Here is a 22860-nt window from a genome sequence, read left to right on the forward strand (position 1 = left end):
TCGCCGCCAAGCGGTGCCCGGATCTCCACGGATCGGTGCCGTTGGGGTGCAAGTTGCCTGGTGAGAGGGGTGGTTGATTGGAAGCGCGGAGCAGCGGCGTGCTTTGATCCATCGCACCGCGGGGGCCGCTCAGGGCACTCGGAAACGGATGTCCGGCGCTCGCGGTCGCGGCCGTCATCTGTCCCCAGAGGGGGCCGCTCCCCCCTTGTGAGATATCCATATGAAGGGAAGTTCCACCATGAACTCCACCCCCCAGGTTGAGACCGTCGAGATCGCTGACGCCCAGCTCGACGCCATCTCCGGCGGCCTGTCCGTGAACGCCGTGAACACCGTCACCGACACCGTCGACGGCATTGCCCCGGTCTCCGGCCTGGTCGACACCGCCGTCGGCACCGTCGAGGGCGTCACCGGCCTGAACACGGCCCCGGTCACCGGCCTGGTCTCCGGCCTCTGATCGAGCCTTTGTGCCGTTGATTCCCGGAACCGCAGCCGGCGGTTCCGGGTTCTTCGGGTTCCGTAACCACCTCTTCCACGGGTGAGGGAAGTTCCTTGCAGTTCCGCCAACAGGCCCTCGCCAAACTCCAGTCACCGGAGGAACTCGACCTCCCGGTGCGTTTCGCCCGCCCGCAGGGCTGGCTCGTGCTCTCGGTGACGGTGGTCGCGATGGCGGCCGCCTCGGTGTGGGCGGTGACCGGCTCGGTGACCTCCACCGTCGGCGCGCCCGCCATCATCACGCACGGGCAGGGCAGTTACCTCCTGCAGAGCCCCGTCTCGGGCCAGGTCACCGCGGTGCTCGCGAAGCAGGGCCAGCAGGTGCCCGCGGACTCCCCCGTACTGAAGGTCCGTACCGCCAAGGGCGAGGCCGTCGTGCGCACGCTCGACGCGGGCCGGGTGTCCGCGCTCGCCGCGACCGTCGGGCAGATCATCCAGACCGGTGCGAACGTCGCCGCCGTGGAGAAGGTCGCCCACACCACGGACCCGCTCTACGCCACCGTGTACGTCCCCGCCGAGAACGCCGCCTCGATCCCCGACGACGCGGCCGTGGACCTGACCGTGCAGTCGGTGCCGACGCAGGAGTACGGCGTGCTGCGCGGCCATGTGAAGTCCGTGGACCGCTCGGCCCAGTCCCCGCAGACGATCGCGGCGTTCCTCGGGGACAGTCAGCTGGGCGAGCAGTTCACCAAGAAGGGCAGACCGGTGGCCGTGACGGTGCGGCTGGACAAGTCCTCCGCCACGAAGAGCGGTTACCGGTGGTCGTCGGCGGACGGGCCGCCCTACAAGCTGACCTCCATGACGCTGGCCTTCGGTTCGATCCGGCTGGCCGACCAGCGCCCCGTCGACTGGCTTCTGCCATGAGCGCGACCGCACAGGAGCCCAGGAGCAGACGCCGCGCCGCCCCGCCCAAGCGCAAGGTTCCCAAGGCCCGGGCGAAGAGCGTCCGTACCCCCACCGTGCTCCAGATGGAAGCCGTCGAGTGCGGCGCCGCCTCTCTGGCGATGGTGCTCGGCCACTACGGCAAGCACGTCCCGCTGGAGGAGCTGCGCATCGCCTGCGGCGTCTCCCGGGACGGCTCGCGTGCCAGCAACCTCCTCAAGGCGGCCCGCTCCTACGGCCTGACGGCCAAGGGCATGCAGATGGACCTGGCCGCCCTCGCCGAGGTGAAGTCACCGGCCATCCTGTTCTGGGAGTTCAACCACTACGTCGTCTACGACGGCATGGGCCGGCGCTTCGGACGCCGTGGTGTCTACATCAACGACCCGGGCAAGGGCCGCCGTTTCGTCCCCATGGAGGACTTCGACGGCAGCTTCACCGGTGTCGTGCTGGTGATGGAGCCCGGCGAGGACTTCACCCGGGGCGGCCGCAAGCCGGGCGTCCTGGGCGCCATGCCCGCACGGCTGCGCGGCACCGCGGGCACCATGCCCGCCGCGGTCCTGGCCAGTCTGCTGCTGGTGGCGGTCGGCGCGGCGGTGCCCGCGCTCAGCCGCACCTACATCGACGAGTTCCTGATCGGCAACCAGACCTCGCTGCTCGGCGTGCTGTTCACGTCGATGGCGGCCTGCGTGCTGCTCACGGTCGTACTGACCTGGCTTCAGCAGGCCAACCTGCTGCGCGGCCGCATCATCTCCTCCACTCTCTCCAGCGCCCGCTTCCTGCGGCATCTGCTGAGGCTGCCGGTGACGTTCTTCTCCCAGCGCAGCCCCGCCGACCTGGTGCAGCGCCTGCAGTCCAACGACGCGGTGTCCGAGACCCTGTCCCGCGACCTCGCGGCGGCGGGCGTGGACGCGATCGTGGTCGTCCTGTACGCGGTGCTGCTCTACACCTACGACCCGCAGCTGACCTTCGTCGGCATCGGCGTGGCCCTGCTGAACATCGTGGCGATGCGGGTCGTCATCCGGCTGCGCGCGACGCGTACGGCGAAGCTGCGCGCGGACACCGCACGTCTCACCAACACCGCGTACACGGGCCTGCAGCTCATCGAGACGATGAAGGCGACCGGCGGCGAGGACGGCTACTTCCGCAAATGGGCCGGGCAGCACGCCACCACCCTGGAGGAGCAGCAGCGGCTCGGCGTGCCGAGTGCCTGGCTGGGCGTGGTGGCGCCGACGCTGGCCACCCTCAACAGCGCGCTGATCCTGTGGATCGGCGGCATGCGGGCGGTCGAGGGGCACATCTCGGTCGGTCTGCTGGTCGCCTTCCAGGCCCTGGTCACCCGCTTCACGGCCCCGCTGACCCGGCTGAACGGTGTCGCGGGCCGCATCCAGGACTTCGCCGCGGACGTGGCCCGGCTGAAGGACGTGGAGAACTTCAAGGCCGACCCGCTCTACGGCCGCCCCGGCTCCGGGGAGTCCACGCGCCGCCTCCAGGGCCATGTCGAGCTGGAGAACATCACGTTCGGCTACAGCCCCCTCGACAAGCCCCTGCTGTCCGGCTTCGACCTGACCGTCGGCCCCGGTCAGCAGGTGGCGCTGGTGGGCGGCTCGGGCAGCGGCAAGTCCACGGTGTCCCGGATGATCTCCGGGCTGTACGCGCCCTGGGAGGGCGTGATCCGCATCGACGGGCAGCGCATCGAGGACATCCCGCGCGGTGCGCTGGCCGCCTCGGTCTCCTTCGTCGACCAGGACGTGTTCCTCTTCGAGGGCACCGTCCGCGACAACGTGGCGCTGTGGGACCCGTCGATCCCGGACGACGCGGTGGAGGACGCGCTGCGCGACGCCGCCCTGTACGACGTGATCACACGCCGCCCGGGCGGCATCCACAGCAAGGTGGAGCAGGACGGCCGCAACTTCTCCGGCGGGCAGCGCCAGCGCCTGGAGATCGCGCGGGCGCTGGTGCGCCGGCCGAGCATCCTGGTGCTCGACGAAGTGACGAGTGCGCTGGACGCGGAGACCGAGCAGGTCGTGATGGACAACCTGCGCCGGCGCGGCTGCGCCTGCGTGGTGATCGCGCACCGGCTCAGCACGGTCCGCGACAGCGACGAGATCGTCGTCCTGCAGCACGGCACGGTCGTGGAGCGGGGACGGCACGAGGACCTGGTGGCCCGCGGCGGAGCGTACGCGGCACTGGTCAGGGAGCGGTGAGATGACGGCCGTTCACGAAGGACACGACGGCGACCTGGTGCTGGGCGCCTTCGGGCAGATGGGCTCGCGCATCGACTGCGCCGGGTTCAACCGACTCGACCTCGAAGGCCCGCAGGTGCTGTGGCTGGTCGCGTCCGGTGCCGTGGACCTGTTCGCGGTGGACGCAGGGCAGCAGGGTCACTGGCACCACCTGGGCCGGCTGGAGGCGGGCTCGCTGGTGCTCGGCCCGGTGCCGGGCCCGCAGCACACCCTGGTGGCCCGGCCGCTGCGGGACTGCGTGGTGCACCGCATCGGCCTGCGCGAGCTGTACCAGCCCGCCAACACGGCGACCTGGTCGTACGACGAGTACGGCAATCCGCAGTACGTGCCGCCGACGACGAGCCCGCTGGAGTACGCGCTCGCCCTCGGGGTCGGGCGCAGCCTGTCGATCCTCTTCCAGGCGCCGATGGCCACCGAACGGGCCGCCGCGCCCACCGACGACGACGTGTTCTGGATGCAGGTGCCACCGGGCAGCGTGCAGTACGGCTCGCTGTACGGCGCGGAGGCCGCGGCCGACCTGCTGATGGACCCCGCGCTGTGGCAGTCCATGGTCGACCAGCAGTACCGGCTGCTGACCACGCTGGACCGCTGGATCGAGCAGCTGGAGCAGACCCACGAGACGCGTACGGCCGAGGGCATCAAGGCCGGCGAGGCGGTGCGCGCCCAGGCGGACCAGACGCTGCTGGCCTCCATCGGCAAGCGGTCGGGCAAGCGGACCACCTCGGCCGACGCCGACGCCACGTACGCGGCCTGCAAGCTGGTCGGGCAGGCGGCGGGGATCCGGATCACCGAGCCGACCCAGAAGGGCACCGGCGGCGACCGCCTCGATCCGGTGGAGCAGGTCGCCCTGGCCTCGCGGGTGCGCACCCGGGCGGTCCGGCTCGACGGCCACTGGTGGCGGGACAACGTGGGGCCGCTGGTCGGTCAGCGAGCCCTGTCGGGGGCACCGGTGGCGCTGCTGTGGCGGCGCGGCGGCTATGTCGCGGTGCATCCGTCCACCGGGCGCGAGACGCCGGTCGAGAAGGCCAACGCCGACGAGTTCGAGCCGCGCGCGGTGATGTTCTACCGTCCGCTGCCGGAGCGCGGGCTCAGCCCGCTGGGGCTGCTGCGGTTCTGCATGCAGGGCATGCGCGGCGATCTGACGGGGCTGTTGCTCAGCGGTCTGGTCACGGTGGCGATCGGCGCACTGGTGCCGGTCGCCACCGGCAAGGTGCTGGGCGAGTTCGTGCCGAAGGCGCAGACGGGTCTGATCGTGCAGGTGTGTCTCGCGGTGATGCTGAGCAGTGTGGTGGCCGCGGCCTTCATGCTGTTGCAGAACCTGACCATCCTGCGGATCGAGGGCCGGATCGAGGCCACGCTCCAGCCGGCGGTGTGGGACCGGCTGCTGAGACTGCCGACGAAGTTCTTCACCGAGCGCTCCACCGGCGAACTGGCCAGCGCGGCCATGGGCATCAGCTCGATCCGCAGGCTGCTGGCGGGGGTCGGGCCGACGGTCGCCCAGTCGGTGACGGTCGGCGTGATGAACCTGGCGCTCTTGTTCTGGTTCAGCGTGCCGATGGCGATGGCCGCGATCGGCATGCTGGTCGTCATCGCGTCGGTGTTCCTGGCGCTGGGGCTGTGGCAGGTGCGCTGGCAGCGGCGTCTTGTGGTGCTGGCCAACAAGCTGAACAACCAGGCGTTCCAGACGCTGCGCGGTCTGCCGAAGCTGCGAGTGGCCGCCGCCGAGAACTACGCGTACGCCGCGTGGGCGTCGGAGTTCGCGCGCAGCCGGGAACTCCAGCAGAAGGTCGGGCGTATCAAGAACCTCACGACGGTGCTGGGCGCGGTGTACCTGCCGCTGTGCACCCTGCTGATGTTCATGCTGCTGGCCGGTCCGGCCCGGGGCTCGATGTCGGCGGCGGCGTTCCTCACCTTCAACACCTCGGTGACGATGGTGCTGACCTCCGTCACCCAGCTGACGGGCTCGTTCGTCTCGGCGGTCGCCGCGCTGCCGCTGTTCGAGGAGATCAAGCCGGTGCTGGACGCGACGCCGGAGGTGCGTACGGCGAGCACCCGGCCGGGTCCGCTGACCGGGGCGATCGAGGCGCGGCGGGTGTCCTTCCGTTACGCGGACGACGGCCCCCTGGTCCTGGACGACGTGTCGTTCGAGGTGCGGCCGGGCGAGTTCGTCGCGGTCGTCGGCCCGAGCGGCTGCGGGAAGTCGACACTGCTGCGGCTGCTGATCGGCTTCGACCGGCCCGTGTCGGGCAGTGTGCTGTACGACGGGCAGGACCTGGCGGCCCTGGACCAGTCGGCGGTGCGCCGTCAGTGCGGTGTGGTGCTCCAGCACGCGCAGCCGTTCAACGGCTCCATCCTGGACGTCATCTGCGGCACCGAGCCGTACACGCCGGAGGAGGCGATGGCGGCGGCGGAGATGGCGGGTCTCGCCGAGGACATCAAGCGGATGCCGATGGGGCTGCACACCATCGTCGCGGGCAGCGGAGCCGTCTCCGGCGGCCAGCGCCAGCGGCTGATGATCGCCCAGGCGCTGATCCGCCGGCCGCGCATCCTCTTCTTCGACGAGGCGACCAGCGCGCTCGACAACGAGACGCAGCGCACGGTCATCGAGAGCACCAAGGCCCTCAACGCCACCCGGATCGTCATCGCGCACCGGCTGTCGACGGTGATGGACGCCGACCGGGTCGTGGTGATGGAGGACGGCAAGGTCATCCAGCAGGGCCCGCCCGCCCAGCTCCTCGCGGACACGAACGGGCGGCTGCACGAGCTGGTGCGGCGGCAGATGGCGTGAGGCGTCAGTCCTGTCCCGGCACGGGCGCGCCGGAGGGCACCCCGGCCGCGACATAGGCGGCGTAGAGGTCCTTCCAGGGTGCGTCGGGTCCGGCGTGCGGACCGGTGGCCTCCTCGCCTCTCGCCCTGGTGTCCAGGGCGGCCAGGCACAGCTCCCAGCCGGCGCCGTTGCGGGCGGCGGTGTCCTCGGCGGCGAGGACGTTGGTGAGGGTGAAGCGGGTGCGGTTGTCGTCGATCCCCTCCAGGTCGAAGTGGACCTCGTCGCCGCCCCAGTCGAACGACAGATGCCGGGGCGGGTCGACGGCGAGGACCCGGCCGGTGGAGTCCTCCATGTGCGGGTCTCCGCTGAACGAGACCGTGCCGCCGGGGCGCAGCTCGATCTCGGCGCGGGAGGGGAACCAGCGCTCCAGCTCGTCCGGGTCGGTCACGAACCGCCAGACCCGGTCGACGGGATGATCGTAGAGGCGGCTGAAACGGACGGCGGAGCGGCCGTCGTCCAGGGTCACGTAGGTGCCGGTGAGGTCCGTGGTCATGGTGATCAGTCCTTCCCTGCCGGCGGTTCAGAGGATTCCGGCGCCTCGTCGAGGCGGCGGCCCAGCGCGTCGAGGCTCTTGTTCCACAGCGCGCGGTACGGGGCGAGCCAGGCGTCGAGGTCGGCGATGGGGCCGGGGTCGAGGGCGTAGAAGCGGCGCTGGGCGTCCTGTCGCACCCGGACCAGACCGGCCTCGCGCAGCACCTTCAGGTGCTTGGAGGTGCTCGGCTGACTCAGTCCGCACGCCTCGACGATCTCACCGACGGATCGGGGCCGCTCCAGGAGCAGAGCGATCATGGCCCGCCGATGGGAGTCTGCGAGCGCGGTCCAGAGGGCGGCGTCGGGCATGGGGCCAATATGCCGCTTGCGTTATATGCATGTCAAGGAATACGAGCGGGCCGGAAGACGGAAGCGAGCGCGCGCTATCGAAACGTTGCCGTTTCGCTCGGGCTGCTCTAGTCTCGATGTGTACGAAACCGTTTCGTTTACCTGCTCATTGTCCTGCTCGTACGCCGTCCCTGGAAACGGGTGCTCCCATGCCACAGAAATCCCTCACCGACAGCGCGCCCGAGAGCGCCACCGCCCGGACGACGCCCCCCGCGGCCTCGCCGAAGCGGTGGTGGATCCTCGCGGTAGTGGCCCTCGCCCAGTTGATGGTGGTGCTGGACGCCACCATCGTGAACATCGCCCTGCCCTCGGCCCAGGCCGACCTGCACTTCTCCGACGGCGACCGGCAGTGGATCGTCACCGCGTACGCGCTGGCGTTCGCCTCCCTGCTCCTGCTCGGCGGCCGGATAGCGGACCTGTTCGGCCGTAAGCCGGCCTTCCTCGTCGGCGTCGTCGGCTTCGCCGCCGCCTCGGCACTCGGCGGCGCGGCGAACGGCTTCGGGATGCTGGTCGTCGCCCGTGCCCTCCAGGGCGTCTTCGGCGCCCTGCTCGCACCGGCCGCACTGTCGCTGCTGAACACCACGTTCACCGACGCGCGCGAGCGCGCCCGCGCGTTCAGCGTCTACGGCGCCATCGCCGGTGCGGGCGGTGCGGTGGGCCTGCTCCTCGGCGGCATCCTGACCGACGCCCTGGACTGGCGCTGGACGCTGTACGTCAACGTCGTCATCGCGGCGGCCGCCTTCGCGGGCGGCTGGCTCCTGCTGAGCAACCGCCGCGACGCCACGACCGCCAAACTGGACGTGCCGGGCACGATCCTGGTCGCCGGCGGCCTGTTCTCCGTCGTCTACGGCTTCTCCAACGCCGAGACGCACGACTGGGGTTCGCCGCTCACCTGGGGTTTCCTGATCGCCGGCGCCGTACTGCTGGCCGCCTTCACCTGGTGGCAGACCCGCGCCGCCCACCCGCTGCTGCCCCTGCGCATCCTGCTCGACCGCAACCGCGGGGCGTCCTTCCTGGCCGTGCTGATCAGCGGCGCGGGCATGTTCGGGGTGTTCCTGTTCCTCACCTACTACCTGCAGCTCCACCTGGGCTTCAGCCCCACGAAGACCGGTGTGGCGTTCCTGCCGATGGTCGGCGCCCTGATGGTGACGGCCCAGCTCGGCACCACCGTGCTGCTGCCGCGCCTCGGCCCGAAGACCGTCGTCCCGCTGGGCTTCGCCGTCGCCACCGCCGGCATGGCCTGGCTGACCGGTATCGGCATCGGCTCCTCCTACACGAGCGCGGTGCTGCCGCAGCTTGTCGTGATCGGCGTGGGCCTCGGCCTGGTGATGCCGTCATCCATGCAGCTGGCCACGGGCGGTGTCGCGGCCGAGGACGCCGGCGTGGCCTCCGCCACCGTCAACGCCATGCAGCAGGTGGGCGGTTCGGTCGGCACGGCGCTGCTGAACACCCTCGCCGCCAGCGCGGCGACCGACTACCTGGCCGGCAAGGACCCGAGCAGCGGGCTCGTGCGGGCCCAGGCCACGATCGAGAGTTACACCACCGCGTTCTGGTGGTCGGCCGGGTTCTTCGCCGCGGGCGCGCTGATCACCCTGCTCCTGCACCGGCGCGGGGTGCCGCGGCAGGACCCGGAGGCGGCGCCGGTCGTGCACATGTGACCGACGGGGATCGAGGGACCGCCGTGCGCAGGGCCACGGCCGTCCCCTCTTCCCTGTCCCTGCTCCGCCGCCCCTCCTCCCCTGCCGCCGGTGGCGCGTCCTCGCCGGTCCGCCGCCCGCGACCTGTTGGGCGGACCCGGAAGTGGGTACCCACCGGCCATGCGAATCAGCGTGGTGGACGTGGGATCGAACACGGTCAGACTTGTGGTCGCGGACGCGGCGGACGGGGTGCCGCTGCCCGTGCACACCGCCAAGTGGCGACTCAGGCTGTCCGAGCAGGTCACACCGGGGGGACCCATCCCGGAGCAGGCCGTGGCGCAACTCGTCGACGCCGTGGCCGAGGCCGACAGGACGGCCGCCCGGTGGGGCGCCGCCGGCCCGCCGGCCTTCGCGACCGCCGTGGTGCGCAACGCGCCGAACCGGCGCGAGGTGCTGCGCACCGTCCGCGCCCGGACCGGCGTCGACCTGTGCACTCTGCCGGGTGAGGTCGAGGCCGAACTGACGTTTCTCGGGGCCCGGCGCTGGATGGGCTGGCGGTCGGGGCCGCTCGCGCTGCTCGACATCGGCGGCGGCACGCTCGAAGTCGCCTTCGGCCGCGGCCGGTTGCCGGACTTCGTGGCGTCGTTGCCGCTGGGGGCGCGGCGGTTGACGCACGAGTTCTTCGCCGACGAGGACCCGCCGTCGCCGGAGCGGGTACGGGCGCTGCGCCGCAAGGTCCGCCACCAGTTGCGGGACGTCGCGGCGCGGATCCGCTGGGAGGGCCCGCGCACCGCGGTCGCCACCTCCCGCACCTTCCAGCAGCTGGGGCGGCTGTGCGGCGCGGCGCCCGGACGCCATGGCCCCTTCGTTGACCGGCAGCTGCACCGCTCCGACCTGCGCGCGGCGATCACGCGGCTGGCCACCCTGCCCGCCGCCGAACGGGCGCACCTGCCCGGCATCTCCGCACCCCGCGCCGCCCAGAGCCTGGCGGGAGCCGTGGTCGGGCACACCGCGCTGAAGCTCACCGGCATCAAGGCCGTCACGGTCTGCCCCTGGGCGATCCGCGAGGGCGTGCTGCTGCGCCACATCGAGGACGGCCCCTCCTGGTGGGCGGAGGTCGCCCTGCGCAGTGAGGAGGCCGCTCCCGCCGATCCGGTGCCGCTGCGCATAGCCCGCGCCGGTGGCTGAACACCCCCGCCGAGACAGGACGAACCGCACAAGGAAAGGAGACCCCGTGTCCCCGCACAAGGACCACGACCACTCCCAGGACCAGCACGGCAAGCCGGCCGAGACGGCACTCGAGGAGGTGCTGCGCGAGGTCGAGGACGCCGAGACCCGCACCGGGGACTCCGCCGAGGAGCGCCGCCACCGGGGCGAGGCCGGGGAGGCCGTCACCCCCAACACGCGTGCGCAGGAGGAGTCCGAGGGGGACTGACGGGATACGGGCGGGCCTCACTCCCGGGGCGCTGTCCAGGTCGACGGCCCACGACGTCGACCTGGGCGCCTTCCGACCGCCCCGGGCGGGCGCCACTTGCCGGGTGACCCCGGTCGCCGAGTGGGTACCCGGCGCGCATGGAGCACGACGGACCACCACTGCCCACCCCGCGCGGCCCTCTGAGCAGGGGCGTCGACGGGTATCTGCGAGGGGCGGGCCGGCTGCCCGGCCTCGAGGACGTCGCCCGCGCCGAGGTGTACGGCGACGACCTCCAGCTCGCCCTGTACCTGTGCTACGAGCTGCACTACCGCGGATTCGCGGAGGTTTCCCCGGAACGGGAGTGGGACCCGGACCTGCTGCGCGTCCGAGCGGCCATGGAACACCGCTTCCTTTCGGCGCTGCGGACCGACGCACACGTACACGACAGCGTGGACGAGGCACTGGCCGGGTTGCTGGTCGAGCCCGTGCAGGGCACCGGCGTCAGTCACTTCCTGCGTGACGAGGGCGAGCTGTGGCAGGTGCGCGAGTACGCGGCACAGCGCTCCCTGTACCACCTCAAGGAGGCAGACCCGCACGCCTGGGTCCTGCCGCGGCTGTCGGGCCGGGCGAAGGCGGCGATGGCGGCGGTGGAGTTCGACGAGTGGGGCGGCGGCCGCGCGGAGCGGGTCCACGCCCGCCTGTTCGCCGACCTGATGACGGACCTGGGCCTGGACACCGCGTACGGCCGTTATCTCGACGCGGCGTGCGCCGAGGCCCTGGTCACGGTGAACATGATGTCCCTGTTCGGGCTGCACCGCGCCCTCAGGGGCGCCCTGGTCGGCCATTTCGCGACGGTCGAGATCACCTCGTCACCGGGGTCGCGGCGGCTCGCCGAGGCGATGCGCCGCACCGGCGCCGGGCCCGCCGCCGAGCACTTCTACGACGAGCACGTGGAGGCCGACGCGGTCCACGAGCAGGTGGTGCGCCACGACGTCATCGGCGGACTGCTCGAGCGGGAGCCGTACCTCGCCCCGGACATCGCCTTCGGCGTCGATGCGACCGAGTTCGTCGAGGAACGCTTCGGCGCCCGGCTGCTCACCGACTGGCGTGCCTCCCGTTCGTCACTGCGTGCGCCGCTCGCCCGGGAAACAGCTCATATCTCCTGATGGCCGGGGTACTCGGCGTCCGTGACTGCACTGGTACCCCCGGGCGTGTACGCCCCGCAGGAGGACACCGAGCTGCTGGCCGGTGCCCTGTCCGACGAGCCGCTGCCCCCGGGCGCGGAAGTCCTCGACGTGGGCACCGGCAGCGGCGCCCTGGCCCTTCACGCCGCGCGCCGGGGCTACCGTGTGACCGCCGTGGACGTGTCCTGGAGCGCCGTATGGGCCGCGCGGCTGAACGCCCGGCTCGCGGGGCTCCCGGTCCGCATCCGGCACGGGAATCTCTTCGAACCCGTGCGCGGACAGACGTTCGACCTGATCCTCGCCAATCCGCCGTACGTGCCGGCGCCGGACGGTCATCGCAGACCGCCGCGAGGTGCGGCCCGGGCCTGGGACGCGGGCGCCGACGGACGTCTGGTCGTCGACCGTATCTGCCGGGAGGCGCCCGGACTGCTGCGGCCGGGCGGGGTGCTGCTGCTCGTGCAGTCGGCGCTCAGCGGCCCGGACGTGACCGTCGGGCAGCTGCGCACGGCCGGCCTGAAGGCCGCGGTGACCCGTCGGCACCGGATCGCGCTGGGGCCCGTGCTGCGCGGCCGGGAACGCTGGCTGCGGGAGCGGGGTCTGCTGCCCGCCACCGTCGACAAGGAAGAGCTGGTGGTCGTCCGTGCCGAACTCCCCGTCTGACCGGCCCATCGAGCCCCGCCGCGTCACCGTCCAGCGCAAGGGCCCTCTGTTGATGGAGGGACCGGTGGAGGTGGAGCTGGAGGACGGCTCCGTGGTCACCTCCGACCGCTTCCGCGTGGCCCTGTGCACGTGCCGCCGCAGCCGCCGCTACCCGTGGTGCGACACCAGCCACCGCGACCGGGCCTGAGAGCAAGGACCTCCAAGGCCGCGGGACAGCGAACGGCCGAGGGCCGGCGGGCAGCCCCACACTGCCCGCCGGCCCTCTTGTGCGAGATCGCGACTCCTCGTGACAACGGCCCGGCTCCCCAGCCACGGCCCGCTGTGCTTCACGGTTCCAGCGCGATCCCGGTCTGTGGGCTCAGCCCTCTCAGAAGGAGAAGACGCCCGTCCCGTAGGCGTTCTTCATGCAGTCGTTGGAGAAGGTGCGCTCGTAGGAGACGCGCTTGCCCTGCCACACGCCGTCGACGGTGACGACGACGGGGTCGTACTGCTTGGTGCACATCACGCCGTCCTTCGCGGTCAGGGCGTCGAAGTCGCCGCCCACACCGCGCAGTTCCGCGCAGGCCGCCCCGGCCGCCGGGTGCGTGCCGGCCGCCTTCGGGGCGCAGGTCAGGGTGACCGCGCGTTCCGGAGTCGCTGCGATCGCGCTCTCACCGTGGCCCACCGTGAGGACGAGGGCCGACGGGGCGTAGAGCGCGGTGGGGGCCTGACCCGGAGAGGCGAGCGCGGCCCCGGAGAGGGGTCCGCAGACGGCGGTGGCCGTCATGCCGATGGTCGTGGCCCAGCGCGCGGTGGTCCGCATTGTGTGCATCCTTCCGCATCGATTACAGGGGGTGCCGTCCCGTGCTCGGTCGGTGCCCGGAGCGGCGAGCGCGAGTCTGCCGAGTCCGCCGCGGAAACACACATCGACCCCACAGGTTTCAGTAACCTTGCGTATTGAATCAGTGGCTCGAAGTTACGGAGTTCATGCGGGTGGAGCCCGTAACCGCGCGGGTTCCCGGGGGTGCGAAGCGGCCAGATGGCCGATTTCCAGGTGTTCGTTAATAGGCCTGAAACATTCCGATTCTGCTCTGGGCCGACTCCTTCGTGACCCCTTGTGTTCATGGACCGGCCGAGTAATCGTCATTACATGATTACGAATGAGCAGCGAGAGAAGCTTCGCGGCTGGTTCGCCGGTCGCCTGCCCGATGACCTCTTCGAAGAACTGACCGAGATCACGGTCGACCGCGAGGAGATCACCGTCATCGGCCGCATCCCCGCACCGCGGCTGGCCGGGGACGCCCCGGCCGGCGAACGGGACGCGGCCCTGGAGAGCCGGACGCAGGAGTTCCGGGAGCGCACCCGCGAGGACCGGATGGCCGTGGCCCGGGAGGCCGAGCACCGGTTCGGCCGCAAAGTGTCCTGGGGCGTGGAGTGCGGCGGACGGCGCACGCTCTTCACGCACGTCGCCGCGCCGGTCATGACGCGGCTGCGGCAGCCGGAACGCCAGGTACTCGACACCCTGATCGCCGGCGGCGTCGCCCGCAGCCGCAGCGACGCGCTGGCCTGGTGCGTGCGCCTGGTGCAGCGGCACACGGACGACTGGCTCGCCGAGTTGCGCGACTCGCTCGAACACGTGCAGCGCGTCCGGGCTCAGGGCCCGGACGCCGAGCCGGCCCCCGCACCGCACGCGGACGAGGCGGAGTGAGCCGCTGTCAGCCCCCTCGGCTACGTTCCCTGCATGACCGACTTCGTACTGGTGGCAGGGGCATGGCTCGGGGCGTGGGCATGGGACGAGGTGGTCGCGGAGCTGCGCGGCGCCGGGCATGACGTCCACGCGCTGACGCTGTCGGGCCTCGCCGAGAGACGTGACACACGGCCGGCCGGGCAGCAGACGCACGTCCGGGACATCGTCGAGGAGGTGGAGCGGCTCGATCTGCGGGACGTCGTCCTGGTCGGGCACAGCTACGCGGGCGTCCCGGTCGGGCAGGCCGCCGAGCGGATCCGCGGCCGACTGCGGCGCGTGGTGTTCGTCGACGCGAACGTGCCGGTGGACGGGGAGTCGTTCCTGTCGGGCTGGCCCAGCGAGCACGTACGGCGGACGATCGACGCACAGGGCGGGTACTGGCCGCCGCTGGAGCCCGAGGAGTACGCGGGGCAGGGTCTGACGGACGAGCAGATCGCCCGGATCGTGGGAGCGACCCCGCACCCGGGCATCACCCTCACCGAACCGGCCGTCCTCGAACGCCCCTTGAACGAGCTGCCGGCGACGTACGTGAAGTGCCTCCTGGACGGCGACGAACCGATGCCGGCGGTGGCCACGCTGCTCGGGAGTGACAGCTGGGAGCTGGTGACGCTGGACACCGGCCACTGGCCGATGTTCTCGCAGCCGAGCGCCCTGGCCCGGGTGCTGCGCGAGGCGGCGGCCCGCCCCTGATCCGCCGGGCCGCGTACCGCTCGGTATCGTCGCCCGAACGGCGGTCTCGACGAGGAGACGAGAGGCGGGGCGTACGGTGGGCAAGCACTGGGCGGACTTCCAGTACGAGATCTATCTGAACGGGATGACGGGCGCCGTACCGCGGCTGCCCACCGATCTGACCCGGCTGGAGGAGCTCACCGAGCAGCGGCTCGGGCCCGGCCCCGTCGGCTATGTGGCGGGCAGCGCGGGCGACGGCAGTACGGCCCGCGCCAACCGGGCGGCCCTGGAGCGCCGCCGGATCGTGCCGCGCATGCTGCGGGACGTGCACGAGCGGGACCTGTCGGTCGAGGTACTGGGGCGCGCCCTCCCGGCTCCGCTCGCCCTGGCCCCGGTCGGCGTGCTGTCGATCATGCACCCGGACGCCGAGTCCGCCGCGGCCCGGGCCGCCGCCGCGCAGGGCGTGCCGTTCATACTGTCGTCGGCGTCCAGCACGCCCATGGAGCAGGTCGCCGAGGCGATGGGCGGCGCCGAGCGCTGGTTCCAGCTGTACTGGCCGAAGGACCCGGAGGTGGCCCGCAGCTTCCTGAACCGGGCCAAGGCGGCCGGGTTCACCGCCCTGGTCGTCACCCTGGACACGCCGCTGCTGTCATGGCGGCCGCGCGATCTCGACCAGGCCTATCTGCCGTTCCTGCACGGTGTGGGCACCGCCAACTACTTCTCGGACCCGGCGTTCCGGGCGGGCCTGGCCAAGCCGGTGCACGAGGATCCGAACGCGGCGGTGATGCACTTCGTCGGGATGTTCTCCGACCCGGCCAAGAGCTGGCCGGACCTGGCGTTCCTGCGGGAGCACTGGGACGGCCCGATCGTCCTCAAGGGCGTCCTGCACCCGGACGACGCGCGTCTGGCCGCCGACGCCGGCATGGACGGTGTGGTCGTCTCCAACCACGGCGGCCGTCAGGTGGCCGGGGCCGTCGCGGCGGCCGACGCGCTCCCCCGCGTGGCCGAGGCCGTGGGCGACCGGCTCACCGTCCTCTTCGACAGCGGCGTCCGCACCGGCGACGACATCTTCAAGGCCCTCGCCCTCGGCGCCCGCGCGGTCCTCGTCGGCCGCCCGTACGTCTACGGCCTCGGCCTCGACGGCCGGTCCGGTGTCGAGCACGTCGTACGCTGCCTGCTCGCCGAACTCGACCTGACGCTCGCCCTGTCGGGCCATGCGACGCCGGGCACGATCGGCCCGGCCGACCTCGTCGAGGATCCGGCGTGAGGGGCGGGCTGTGCGGCGCGTCCGCCGCACAGCCTTGCTTCGGGCACCGCGGCCTTGGTCACGCGGTCCGGCCGTCGGTCAGGGCCACCCGGCGGGCCGCCGGAGCGCCCTGTTCCTCGATCGACAGGGAACCGGACGTCGTCGGCAGGGGCTCGGCCTGCCACCGCTGGGCGTCGGAGGAGCGGTCGCGGACCTTGACGACGATGTCGGCGTCCGGGTCGTCGCCGGCCGGGGCGAGGGCCAGTCGCTCGTCCCAGCGGGGCAGCAACTCGCCCTGCACGGTGAGGTCGTAGCGCACGTCCTCGCCCCGCTCGGCATCCTCGTCGGCGCAGGTGCCGAGGACGACGACGCCGGCGTCCTTGTGGGAGTCCAGGCACAGCCCGGGGTCGGCGACGCTGCGCAGCAGCCCGTCGTCCTCGTAGGTCCACTGCTGGGTCCACACCGTGGAGCAGTCCGCCAGTTTCGTACCCGAACCCTCCTTCGGCAGGCCGCGGATGTCGAGGCACAGATTCGCACCGGCGTTGCGCAGGCGCGTCACCCCCTGGGCCGCGGGGAGCCCGGCCTTGCCGGGTGGCGTGACCGATGAGGGCACCTTGCCGCCTGCGGCACTGTCGGAGCCGGCCGGGTCGGCCTCCCCGCCGTCGTAGGACGACGCGCTGATGATGAGAACCGTCGCCAGCACCCCGGCCGATACGGCGCCGACACCCGAGAGCAGTGCCCGCGAGGAGCGCAGCGCCTCCGGAACCCCTCGGGCGGGCACCGGGAGCCGGGACAGCAGCCCGGGGCGCCCGCCGCCCCGCCGCCCGCCGCCGCGCCGGTTCGTACGAGCGCCCCGCGTGCCCTGCGAGGCACGTCCCGGGCGTGAGTCGAGGTAGCGGCGGGCACCCCAGCCGAGCACCGCCTCGGCGATCAAAGGCCCGAGCGGGCCCTCGAAATGGCTCAGTTGTTCCGCGGCGTTCCGGCAGTAGCGGCACTCGTCCAGGTGCTGCTGGACGTCCGGCAGCAGTGCGCCGCCCCGGCGGATCGGGACGTCGAGGAGGCGGTTGTAGAACCGGCAATCATGGGTCGGTGCGAGTTCGCGATGGGCTTGTACACAGCCTCGGCGGAATGTGTCCCGGGCCTGTTCGAGGGCCGCAGCCGCGATGTCGGTGTCCATGCCGAGCAGTCCGGCCGGGACGCTTAAAGGATCTGCCTCGACCTCGACGTGCCAGAGCAAACAGCGCGCGTCCGCGGGAAGTGCCTGGAATGCCCGCTCCGCCAGGGTGCGATTTTCGGGCGTCATGGACGTGGCCGCGCGCAGCCCGCGTCCTCCGGCCGGTTTCTGCAAGGCGGGCAGAACGGCTGTTATTCGATCGTCGGCGGACCACTCTCGGATCGTGTCGCGCACGGTCACCAGCAGGGCCGGGCGCAGCGCGACGGCGGACTCGCCGAATGCGAGGCGGTTGAGGGTCCGGTGGAAGGCGGTCCCGGTCACCATCGCGGCGACCTGCGCCGACGAGGCGAGACAGATGACCGCGTAGTCGTGCACCGGCTGGTGGTGCCGCGCCATCAGCAGCGCCACGGAGTGGGCGGCGACCTCGCCCTCCGGACTGCCTCTCAGCGGGGCGGCGAGTGATTCATCGGATTCCCCCGGATCCCCGCCGGGCGGGGGATAGGGAGGGCGAGGGGGGTGGGGGGTGGGCACTGAGATGGTTCCTTCCCACGCATGTGACACACAGAAGTTCTGTCGCCGAAAAAGGAGGCCCGGTTGGTGCGTTCCTCTTTTGACACTGCGCGGGAGGTGAGAATTAACCGACGGCGAATCGGACGTGGTCCACAAATCACGTGCGACACCCGGCCTTTCCCCCCGCACGCGCGTTTCACTCTTGCACAACCCCCACACGGCCAACAAGGCGCCCGGACAACATCCCCGCCATTGACAGAAAGTCAGAAACAGGGAACACATACGCGCGGATCGCACCCGTTTTCGACGTTTCCCTGCGGCCTGCGTGAATCGGGCACCCGGCCCGCTTCCTCATATCTGCCAGGAGCGCAGCCGGTCCGCCGCGCCGTAGACGTCGGTGGTGCCGGACAGCAGGTCGCGGGCGAGGTCGACCAGGGCGCCGTAGGGCGGGTCGATGCCGACGCCGCTGACGAACATGTACGCCACGGCGGTCGCGCAGGCGAAGCGGGCGTTGGCCGAGGGCAGCGGCCGGAGCAGGGTGATGGTGTGCAGCAGCGCGGCGGCCCGCCAGGCCGGGTCGGAGTTCACCCCGAGGCGCGGCGGGTCGACGCGATGGCGGGCGACGGCGGCGACCAGCGCGGAGAAGTCGTTGACGGTGGGCTGGTCGGGCAGCACCTCTTCGTGACGCTGAAGCAGCCAGGGCACGTCGATGTGGATCACAGGCGCCATGGGTCAGGCGGCCCGCCCTTCGCCCTTGGCGGGCGGTTCGTCGTCCGGGAACGCGGCGGCGAACTCGTCGGCGTGGGTGGCGAAGAACCGGCGGAAGGCCTCCGCGCCCTCCTGCAGGGCCCGGTGGCGGGCTATGTCGGCCGCGGCCGCCTCCCGCACGAGCGCCTTCATGGACGTACCGCGCTCCTTGGCGATCTGCCTGAGGTCCTCAAGTTCGCGGTCACTGAACTCCACGTTGAGAGCTGGCATGCCATCACGGTACCGCTCGGGTACTGACTCGTAAATACCCCCAGGTCAGGATGGCTTTCAGGTGGTACCACGGGGAGGGTCGTCCTGAGATGTGGGTCACAGGAGACCGTCCGATGTCACATTCCGGGGCCGCGCCCGGCTCTCAGGGGTGAGACGTCCACGGGAGGCCCACGCATGACCCAGTTCTCCGCACACCGCACCGGCTCGCCGCTCGACGCGGCGACCGGGATGTTCGTCGAGCATCGCGAGCTGCTGTTCGGCGTCGTCTACAACATCCTCGGCGGCGTCGCCGACACCGAGGACGTCCTGCAGGAGACCTGGCTGTCCTGGACGGCCCGCGGCGGGGGCGCCCCGCTGGCCGGCGTCGACAACCCGCGGGCCTATCTCGTCCGGGTGGCGGTCAACCACGCGCTGCGCCGCCGTGCCGTGATCAGCCGTCGGCAGGAAACGTACGTCGGACCGTGGCTGCCCGAGCCCCTGGTCGCCCCGGAGGAGAGCGAGACCGCCGAGACCCCCGCGCTGCGTTCGGAGTCGGTGTCACTGGCGATGCTGGTGGTCCTGGAGTCGCTGACACCGCTGGAGCGGGCCGTCTTCGTGCTGGGCGAGGTGTTCGGCTATCCGCACGCCGAGATCGCGGAGATCATCGACCGCTCCCCCGCCGCCGTACGCCAGTTGGCGCACCGGGCCCGGGAGCACGTGCACGCCCGGCGGCCCCGGTACGAGGCTCATCCGCGGGTGCGGCGGGAGGCGACCGAGCGGTTCGTGCGGGCGGCGCTCGGCGGGGACATCGCCGAGCTGATGGAGGTGCTCGCGCCGGATGTCACCGCGTGGACCGACGCGGGCGGCAAGCGCAGGCGGGCCGGCCTGCGCCCGGTGCACGGCCGGGAGAAGGTGGCCCGTCTGCTCACCGCCGGACGGGGCGGCCCGGACCGCCCGGTCTGGCACTACCGACGCGTCAACGGCGACGATGCGGCGGTGCTGTTCGACGGTGACGCGCCGTTCGCCGTCCTGGTCCTGGACCTCACACCGCAGGGCGACCGGGTGCGCGGGATCTACGTCGTGGCCAACCCCGACAAGCTCGCCCACCTGCCGAGGGCGGCCGAGTGACCCCCGGGCCCACGATCGGGCGGGGCGACGGGACCGCGCCGCGGGTCAGGAGTGGGCGCGGCAGAACTCCCGGACGGTCCGGTTGAACGGCTCAGGGGCCTCGATGTTGCTGAGGTGCCCGATGCCGGGGAGCACGACCAGCGTGGCCCGCGGGATCGCTTCCAGGAACTGGTGGGCCACGGACGCCACGGGTGAGCGGGTGTCGAGCTCGCCCCACAGCAGGAGCGTGGGTACCGCGATCCTCGGCAGCAGGTCCCGCTGATCGGCCTCGACCATGGCGGTGAGCTGGGTCCGCATGCTCTGGGGCCGGGTGCCGGCCGACATCACGGACAGCACGCGGACGGCTTCGGCGGGTGGCTTCCCGGCGAACAGACCCGGCATGGTCGGTGCGAACCCCTCGGCCGGGACGGCGAGCATCCGCTCCGCCCCTTCGACCCGGGACCGCACCTCCGCCGCCGGGAGCGAACCCTTCCAGCCCGCGTAGGTGTCGACGAGAAGCAGCGTCCGGACGACTTCGGCGTGGTGCCGGTAGAGCTCCAGCACGACGGTCCCGCCCCAGGAGGCGCCGAGGACGTGGGCGGGGCCGAGGTCCACGTCCTCGACGACGGCCGCGAGGCAGCGCGCGTAGTCCGCCAGCGTGAACGCGGGCGGGACGTCGGAGGAGCGCCCGGCGCCCGGCTCGTCCCAGGCGACGACGGTGAACTCGTCGGCCAGGTCCTCGGCCTGGGGGCGGAACTGCCGGGCGTCCGCGATGGCGCCGTGCGCGAGCACGAGGGGCGGGCCCTGACCCACCCGGTCGTACGCGACCTCGATGCCGTCGACCCGCACCGCTGGCATGACACCAGGTTACGCGCGCCTGCCGGGGGAGTCCTCCCGGCGGACTCCCCCGGCACGGCATCGCCGGCCGGTCCTACCCCTGGTCGGCCACGAAGGACGCCATGCGGGTCAGGGCGGCGTTCCAGTTGATCGTGTGCTCGTTGGTCGACCAGGACTGGATGTCGTCGATGTAGCAGAACTGGCCCACGCAGCCCTGGAGTTTGCTCTGCGCGTAGGGGTCCTGGATGCTCGAGTTCGGCCCGCCCGCGAGGGTGCCCTTCGGCGGGTTGGGCTGAGCGGGGTCGAGCTGGTGGGCGTACCAGCGGCTGTGCTGGTTCTGTGCGCTGACCTCGCCGTAGCCGGTGACGTAGGAGATGTTCAGCGCGTTGCGGCCCAGGATGTAGTCCATGCTCTGCAGAGCGCCGTCCCGGTACTTCGAGGCGCCGGTGATGTCGTACGCGGTGGCGAGGACGACGGCGTTGTTGAGGACCTGGTGGCTGGAGCCCCAGTCGTAGGTGTGGCCCTCGGGCGCGTACGGCATGCCGTAGGGGTGTGCCCTGAGGGTGGCCAGGTAGCGGTCGGCGCCCTCGACGACGGACCGGCGCACCGCGTCCCGGCCGGGCAGCCTGTTCGGCACGGTCGCCAGGTCGAGCCGCCCCGCCGGCCCGGTGCGGGCCCAGTCGAAGCCGATGGGCTTGAAGAGGTCGGCCGTGTGGACCGGCGACTTCAGGACGTACTCCTCGTAGCGCTTCTCCCCGGTCGACAGGTACAGCTCGGCCGCCGCCCAGTAGAAGTCGTCGCTGACGTCGCTGTCGGGGTAGGCGCCGCCGCCGATGCCGTCGCTCTCGGAGGCATAGCGGTCGGGGTGCGCGAGCGCGGCCGACCAGGCCTTGCGGGCGGCGGCCAGGGCCTTGCCGGCGAACGCCCTGTCGTAGGGCCGGTACAGGCGGGCGGCCTGCGCGGCCGTGGCGGCCAGATTCAGGGTGGCGGCCGTGGACGGCGGGTGCAGTTCGCGCTTCTGCGGGTCCTCGTGCGGCATGAGCGGCAGGCCGGTCCACTGCTCGTCGTGCATCTTGTGGTGGGCCATGCCGGCCAGTGGCTCCCCGTCGGGCACCTGCATCTTCAGCAGGAACTCCAGCTCCCAGCGTGCCTCGTCGAGGATGTCCGGGACCTTGTTGCCGCTCTCCGGGATGGCGAGCGTGCCGTCGCGCAGCCTGTCCGCCTGCCCGGTGCGCGCGTGCCGGGCGCGCTCGTAGGTGCTGAGCAGCTCCCAGGTGGAGATGCCGCCGTTGACGACGTACTTGCCGTGGTCGCCGGCGTCGTACCAGCCGCCGCCGACGTCGAGGGTGTAGTCGCAGACGCCCGGCTGGCAGGGCACGGCGGTGTCGCCCTTGTTGGGCGCCACTCCCACGTGCCCGGCCGGGCGGCCGTAACCGGGCCGCAGGTCGTCGCGTATCGCGATGCCGCTGCGCTGGGTGTAGTAGTACTTGGCCGAGTCGAGACGGAGCCGTTCGTAGGCGCTCGCGTCGATGTCGAAGGGTCGGCTGGTCTCGCCGTCGGCGACGAGCGTGAAGCCCGTGCCCCTGGTGCGGAAGGCGCCGAAGTCGATCGAGTGGACGTTCTGCCCGGACGAGGCGTCGACGCCGCGTGGCAGGGTCGTGCCCCTGGCGACGACCTTCCCGCCGGAGTTCTTCAGTTGCCAGGGCAGCTTCGCCGTGGCGTCGGTGACCAGCGTGGCGTTCTTGGGGCCGGCGGGCAGGTAGCCGACCTGGTTGACGCGGACCCGGGGCCCGGTGTCGGGCTCGTAGGGCTCCGGCGCCACCCCGCCGAGCAGCGAGACGTCGTCCATGCAGAAGCGCCAGGGATCCGCGCTGCCGCCGAGCTGGAAGCCGACCTGGCCCTGCGCGGTGTCGACGGGCGAGGTGAAGGTGTAGGAGTAGCGGTCGCCGGAGACGCTGAGCTGCGGTGTCACCTCGTGGTAGGTGTCGTAGGGCGACACCGACAGACCCACGATCGCCCGCACCACATGCCCGGCGGGTGTCCCGGTCGCGCTGAAGGAGAAGCGGTACGACTCCCCCTTCACGAGGGTGATGTCGTTCTGCCCGACGGCGGCGTCCCAGCGGTTGGTGGTGCCGCCGGGGACGTCGGCGCAGAGACGGCCGTCGGAGATGCCCGCGGTGACGTTGCTGGTGGTCCACCACGGTGCGGTGCCGGTGTCGAAGGTGCCGTTCTTGACCTGCTCGGCCTCGTCGGCCCCGGCCGGCGCCGACGGCAGCGCGGTGAGCGCGGTCGCCAGCAGGGCCGTCAGGGAGAGCAAGGCGGTTCTGCGTCGTTTCACGTCTGGGCTCCTCGTCGGAGGTGCGGGTGACGCTCAGCGTGGGAGCGCTCCCAGATGGGACGCAGGCCATGGTTGTGG

22 protein-coding genes are annotated in these 22860 nt (G+C 71.9%); 14 read left to right on the forward strand and 8 right to left on the reverse strand.

Annotation, left to right across the window (positions count from 1 at the left end):
* Nucleotides 1-238: 238 nt before the first annotated feature.
* The 4 genes from ADK65_RS26860 to ADK65_RS26875 all read left to right on the forward strand — a co-directional run bounded on the left by ADK65_RS26860 (nucleotide 239) and on the right by ADK65_RS26875 (nucleotide 6405).
* Complete coding sequence (locus ADK65_RS26860; RefSeq protein ID WP_003994898.1) at nucleotides 239-454, forward strand: hypothetical protein; 216 nt, start codon at nucleotides 239-241, stop codon at nucleotides 452-454.
* A 95-nt stretch (nucleotides 455-549) separates the two neighbouring features.
* Nucleotides 550-1356, forward strand: coding sequence for an HlyD family efflux transporter periplasmic adaptor subunit (locus ADK65_RS26865; protein WP_053673479.1), 807 nt, complete (start codon nucleotides 550-552; stop codon nucleotides 1354-1356).
* Nucleotides 1353-3578, forward strand: a complete 2226-nt coding sequence (locus ADK65_RS26870; protein ID WP_053673481.1) for an NHLP family bacteriocin export ABC transporter peptidase/permease/ATPase subunit — start codon at nucleotides 1353-1355, stop codon at nucleotides 3576-3578. Before ADK65_RS26865 ends, ADK65_RS26870 begins: the two co-directional genes overlap by 4 nt.
* A gap of 1 nt (nucleotide 3579) precedes the next feature.
* On the forward strand, nucleotides 3580-6405 hold the full coding sequence (locus ADK65_RS26875) for an NHLP bacteriocin export ABC transporter permease/ATPase subunit (protein WP_053673483.1): 2826 nt from the start codon (nucleotides 3580-3582) through the stop codon (nucleotides 6403-6405).
* 4 nt (nucleotides 6406-6409) lie between these two features.
* Here the strand turns inward: ADK65_RS26875 and ADK65_RS26880 are convergent, their stop codons facing one another.
* Together ADK65_RS26880 and ADK65_RS26885 are read right to left on the reverse strand one after the other, a co-directional pair.
* Nucleotides 6410-6937 (reverse strand): SRPBCC family protein, encoded by a 528-nt coding sequence (locus ADK65_RS26880; protein ID WP_053673485.1) that lies wholly within the window; start codon nucleotides 6935-6937, stop codon nucleotides 6410-6412.
* 5 nt (nucleotides 6938-6942) lie between these two features.
* Nucleotides 6943-7284 (reverse strand): ArsR/SmtB family transcription factor, encoded by a 342-nt coding sequence (locus ADK65_RS26885; RefSeq protein WP_053673488.1) that lies wholly within the window; start codon nucleotides 7282-7284, stop codon nucleotides 6943-6945.
* Between the two features lie 188 nt (nucleotides 7285-7472).
* Here ADK65_RS26885 and ADK65_RS26890 point away from each other — a divergent pair, with 188 nt between their 5' ends.
* The 6 genes from ADK65_RS26890 to ADK65_RS26915 all read left to right on the forward strand — a co-directional run bounded on the left by ADK65_RS26890 (nucleotide 7473) and on the right by ADK65_RS26915 (nucleotide 12405).
* A complete protein-coding gene (locus ADK65_RS26890; protein ID WP_053673490.1) occupies nucleotides 7473-8981 on the forward strand; it encodes an MFS transporter in 1509 nt (502 codons plus the stop codon).
* Between the two features lie 159 nt (nucleotides 8982-9140).
* Entirely contained in the window at nucleotides 9141-10148 is a 1008-nt protein-coding gene (locus ADK65_RS26895) for a hypothetical protein (RefSeq protein ID WP_053673492.1), read from the forward strand.
* Between the two features lie 46 nt (nucleotides 10149-10194).
* A complete protein-coding gene (locus ADK65_RS26900) occupies nucleotides 10195-10395 on the forward strand; it encodes a hypothetical protein (RefSeq protein ID WP_053673494.1) in 201 nt (66 codons plus the stop codon).
* A 137-nt stretch (nucleotides 10396-10532) separates the two neighbouring features.
* Entirely contained in the window at nucleotides 10533-11540 is a 1008-nt protein-coding gene (locus ADK65_RS26905; RefSeq protein WP_053673496.1) for an iron-containing redox enzyme family protein, read from the forward strand.
* Between the two features lie 21 nt (nucleotides 11541-11561).
* The gene (locus ADK65_RS26910; RefSeq protein WP_107092393.1) at nucleotides 11562-12218 is read left to right on the forward strand and encodes a HemK2/MTQ2 family protein methyltransferase; all 657 of its coding nucleotides are present in this window, start codon (nucleotides 11562-11564) and stop codon (nucleotides 12216-12218) included.
* On the forward strand, nucleotides 12199-12405 hold the full coding sequence (locus ADK65_RS26915; protein ID WP_053673499.1) for a CDGSH iron-sulfur domain-containing protein: 207 nt from the start codon (nucleotides 12199-12201) through the stop codon (nucleotides 12403-12405). The genes ADK65_RS26910 and ADK65_RS26915 overlap by 20 nt, the downstream gene beginning before the upstream one ends.
* 180 nt (nucleotides 12406-12585) lie before the next feature.
* On the opposite strand, the gene ADK65_RS26920 is transcribed toward ADK65_RS26915, so the two are convergent.
* A complete protein-coding gene (locus tag ADK65_RS26920; RefSeq protein ID WP_053673501.1) occupies nucleotides 12586-13020 on the reverse strand; it encodes a protease inhibitor in 435 nt (144 codons plus the stop codon).
* A gap of 327 nt (nucleotides 13021-13347) precedes the next feature.
* Here ADK65_RS26920 and ADK65_RS26925 point away from each other — a divergent pair, with 327 nt between their 5' ends.
* The 3 genes from ADK65_RS26925 (at nucleotide 13348) to ADK65_RS26935 (ending at nucleotide 15880) form a co-directional block, all read left to right on the forward strand.
* Nucleotides 13348-13905 (forward strand): hypothetical protein, encoded by a 558-nt coding sequence (locus ADK65_RS26925; protein WP_053673503.1) that lies wholly within the window; start codon nucleotides 13348-13350, stop codon nucleotides 13903-13905.
* Nucleotides 13906-13938: 33 nt separating this feature from the next.
* Nucleotides 13939-14634 carry an alpha/beta fold hydrolase gene (locus ADK65_RS26930; protein WP_053673505.1) on the forward strand — a complete coding sequence of 232 codons (696 nt, stop codon included), beginning with the start codon at nucleotides 13939-13941 and terminating at the stop codon, nucleotides 14632-14634.
* A gap of 76 nt (nucleotides 14635-14710) precedes the next feature.
* A complete protein-coding gene (locus ADK65_RS26935; RefSeq protein ID WP_053673507.1) occupies nucleotides 14711-15880 on the forward strand; it encodes a lactate 2-monooxygenase in 1170 nt (389 codons plus the stop codon).
* Nucleotides 15881-15938: 58 nt separating this feature from the next.
* On the opposite strand, the gene ADK65_RS26940 is transcribed toward ADK65_RS26935, so the two are convergent.
* The 3 genes from ADK65_RS26940 to ADK65_RS26950 all read right to left on the reverse strand — a co-directional run bounded on the left by ADK65_RS26940 (nucleotide 15939) and on the right by ADK65_RS26950 (nucleotide 18521).
* Nucleotides 15939-17564, reverse strand: a complete 1626-nt coding sequence (locus tag ADK65_RS26940) for an RICIN domain-containing protein (protein WP_053673509.1) — start codon at nucleotides 17562-17564, stop codon at nucleotides 15939-15941.
* A 330-nt stretch (nucleotides 17565-17894) separates the two neighbouring features.
* Nucleotides 17895-18272, reverse strand: a complete 378-nt coding sequence (locus tag ADK65_RS26945; RefSeq protein ID WP_053673511.1) for a toxin Doc — start codon at nucleotides 18270-18272, stop codon at nucleotides 17895-17897.
* A 3-nt stretch (nucleotides 18273-18275) separates the two neighbouring features.
* Complete coding sequence (locus ADK65_RS26950; protein ID WP_030845137.1) at nucleotides 18276-18521, reverse strand: hypothetical protein; 246 nt, start codon at nucleotides 18519-18521, stop codon at nucleotides 18276-18278.
* A 174-nt stretch (nucleotides 18522-18695) separates the two neighbouring features.
* Between ADK65_RS26950 and ADK65_RS26955 the strand changes: the two genes are divergently transcribed.
* Nucleotides 18696-19628, forward strand: coding sequence for a sigma-70 family RNA polymerase sigma factor (locus tag ADK65_RS26955; protein ID WP_053673513.1), 933 nt, complete (start codon nucleotides 18696-18698; stop codon nucleotides 19626-19628).
* A 45-nt stretch (nucleotides 19629-19673) separates the two neighbouring features.
* Here the strand turns inward: ADK65_RS26955 and ADK65_RS26960 are convergent, their stop codons facing one another.
* Nucleotides 19674-20465 carry an alpha/beta fold hydrolase gene (locus ADK65_RS26960; RefSeq protein WP_053673515.1) on the reverse strand — a complete coding sequence of 264 codons (792 nt, stop codon included), beginning with the start codon at nucleotides 20463-20465 and terminating at the stop codon, nucleotides 19674-19676.
* 73 nt (nucleotides 20466-20538) lie between these two features.
* A complete protein-coding gene (locus ADK65_RS26965; protein WP_053673517.1) occupies nucleotides 20539-22782 on the reverse strand; it encodes a glycoside hydrolase family 9 protein in 2244 nt (747 codons plus the stop codon).
* Nucleotides 22783-22860: the final 78 nt, after the last annotated feature.

The organism is Streptomyces sp. NRRL B-1140 (assembly GCF_001280065.1).
Taxonomy (GTDB): Bacteria; Actinomycetota; Actinomycetes; order Streptomycetales; family Streptomycetaceae; genus Streptomyces.

What these genes read in the sequence shown, in the direction of transcription:
- ADK65_RS26955 (WP_053673513.1), top strand. Translation starts at nt 18,696, where the DNA reads ATGACCCAGTTCTCCGCACACCGCACCGGCTCGCCGCTCGACGCGGCG.
- ADK65_RS26870 (WP_053673481.1), top strand. Translation starts at nt 1,353, where the DNA reads ATGAGCGCGACCGCACAGGAGCCCAGGAGCAGACGCCGCGCCGCCCCG.
- ADK65_RS26945 (WP_053673511.1), bottom strand. Translation starts at nt 18,272, where the DNA reads ATGGCGCCTGTGATCCACATCGACGTGCCCTGGCTGCTTCAGCGTCAC.
- ADK65_RS26960 (WP_053673515.1), bottom strand. Translation starts at nt 20,465, where the DNA reads ATGCCAGCGGTGCGGGTCGACGGCATCGAGGTCGCGTACGACCGGGTG.
- ADK65_RS26885 (WP_053673488.1), bottom strand. Translation starts at nt 7,284, where the DNA reads ATGCCCGACGCCGCCCTCTGGACCGCGCTCGCAGACTCCCATCGGCGG.
- ADK65_RS26905 (WP_053673496.1), top strand. Translation starts at nt 10,533, where the DNA reads ATGGAGCACGACGGACCACCACTGCCCACCCCGCGCGGCCCTCTGAGC.
- ADK65_RS26875 (WP_053673483.1), top strand. Translation starts at nt 3,580, where the DNA reads ATGACGGCCGTTCACGAAGGACACGACGGCGACCTGGTGCTGGGCGCC.
- ADK65_RS26925 (WP_053673503.1), top strand. Translation starts at nt 13,348, where the DNA reads ATGATTACGAATGAGCAGCGAGAGAAGCTTCGCGGCTGGTTCGCCGGT.
- ADK65_RS26950 (WP_030845137.1), bottom strand. Translation starts at nt 18,521, where the DNA reads ATGCCAGCTCTCAACGTGGAGTTCAGTGACCGCGAACTTGAGGACCTC.
- ADK65_RS26895 (WP_053673492.1), top strand. Translation starts at nt 9,141, where the DNA reads ATGCGAATCAGCGTGGTGGACGTGGGATCGAACACGGTCAGACTTGTG.
- ADK65_RS26880 (WP_053673485.1), bottom strand. Translation starts at nt 6,937, where the DNA reads ATGACCACGGACCTCACCGGCACCTACGTGACCCTGGACGACGGCCGC.
- ADK65_RS26920 (WP_053673501.1), bottom strand. Translation starts at nt 13,020, where the DNA reads ATGCGGACCACCGCGCGCTGGGCCACGACCATCGGCATGACGGCCACC.
- ADK65_RS26930 (WP_053673505.1), top strand. Translation starts at nt 13,939, where the DNA reads ATGACCGACTTCGTACTGGTGGCAGGGGCATGGCTCGGGGCGTGGGCA.
- ADK65_RS26890 (WP_053673490.1), top strand. Translation starts at nt 7,473, where the DNA reads ATGCCACAGAAATCCCTCACCGACAGCGCGCCCGAGAGCGCCACCGCC.
- ADK65_RS26860 (WP_003994898.1), top strand. Translation starts at nt 239, where the DNA reads ATGAACTCCACCCCCCAGGTTGAGACCGTCGAGATCGCTGACGCCCAG.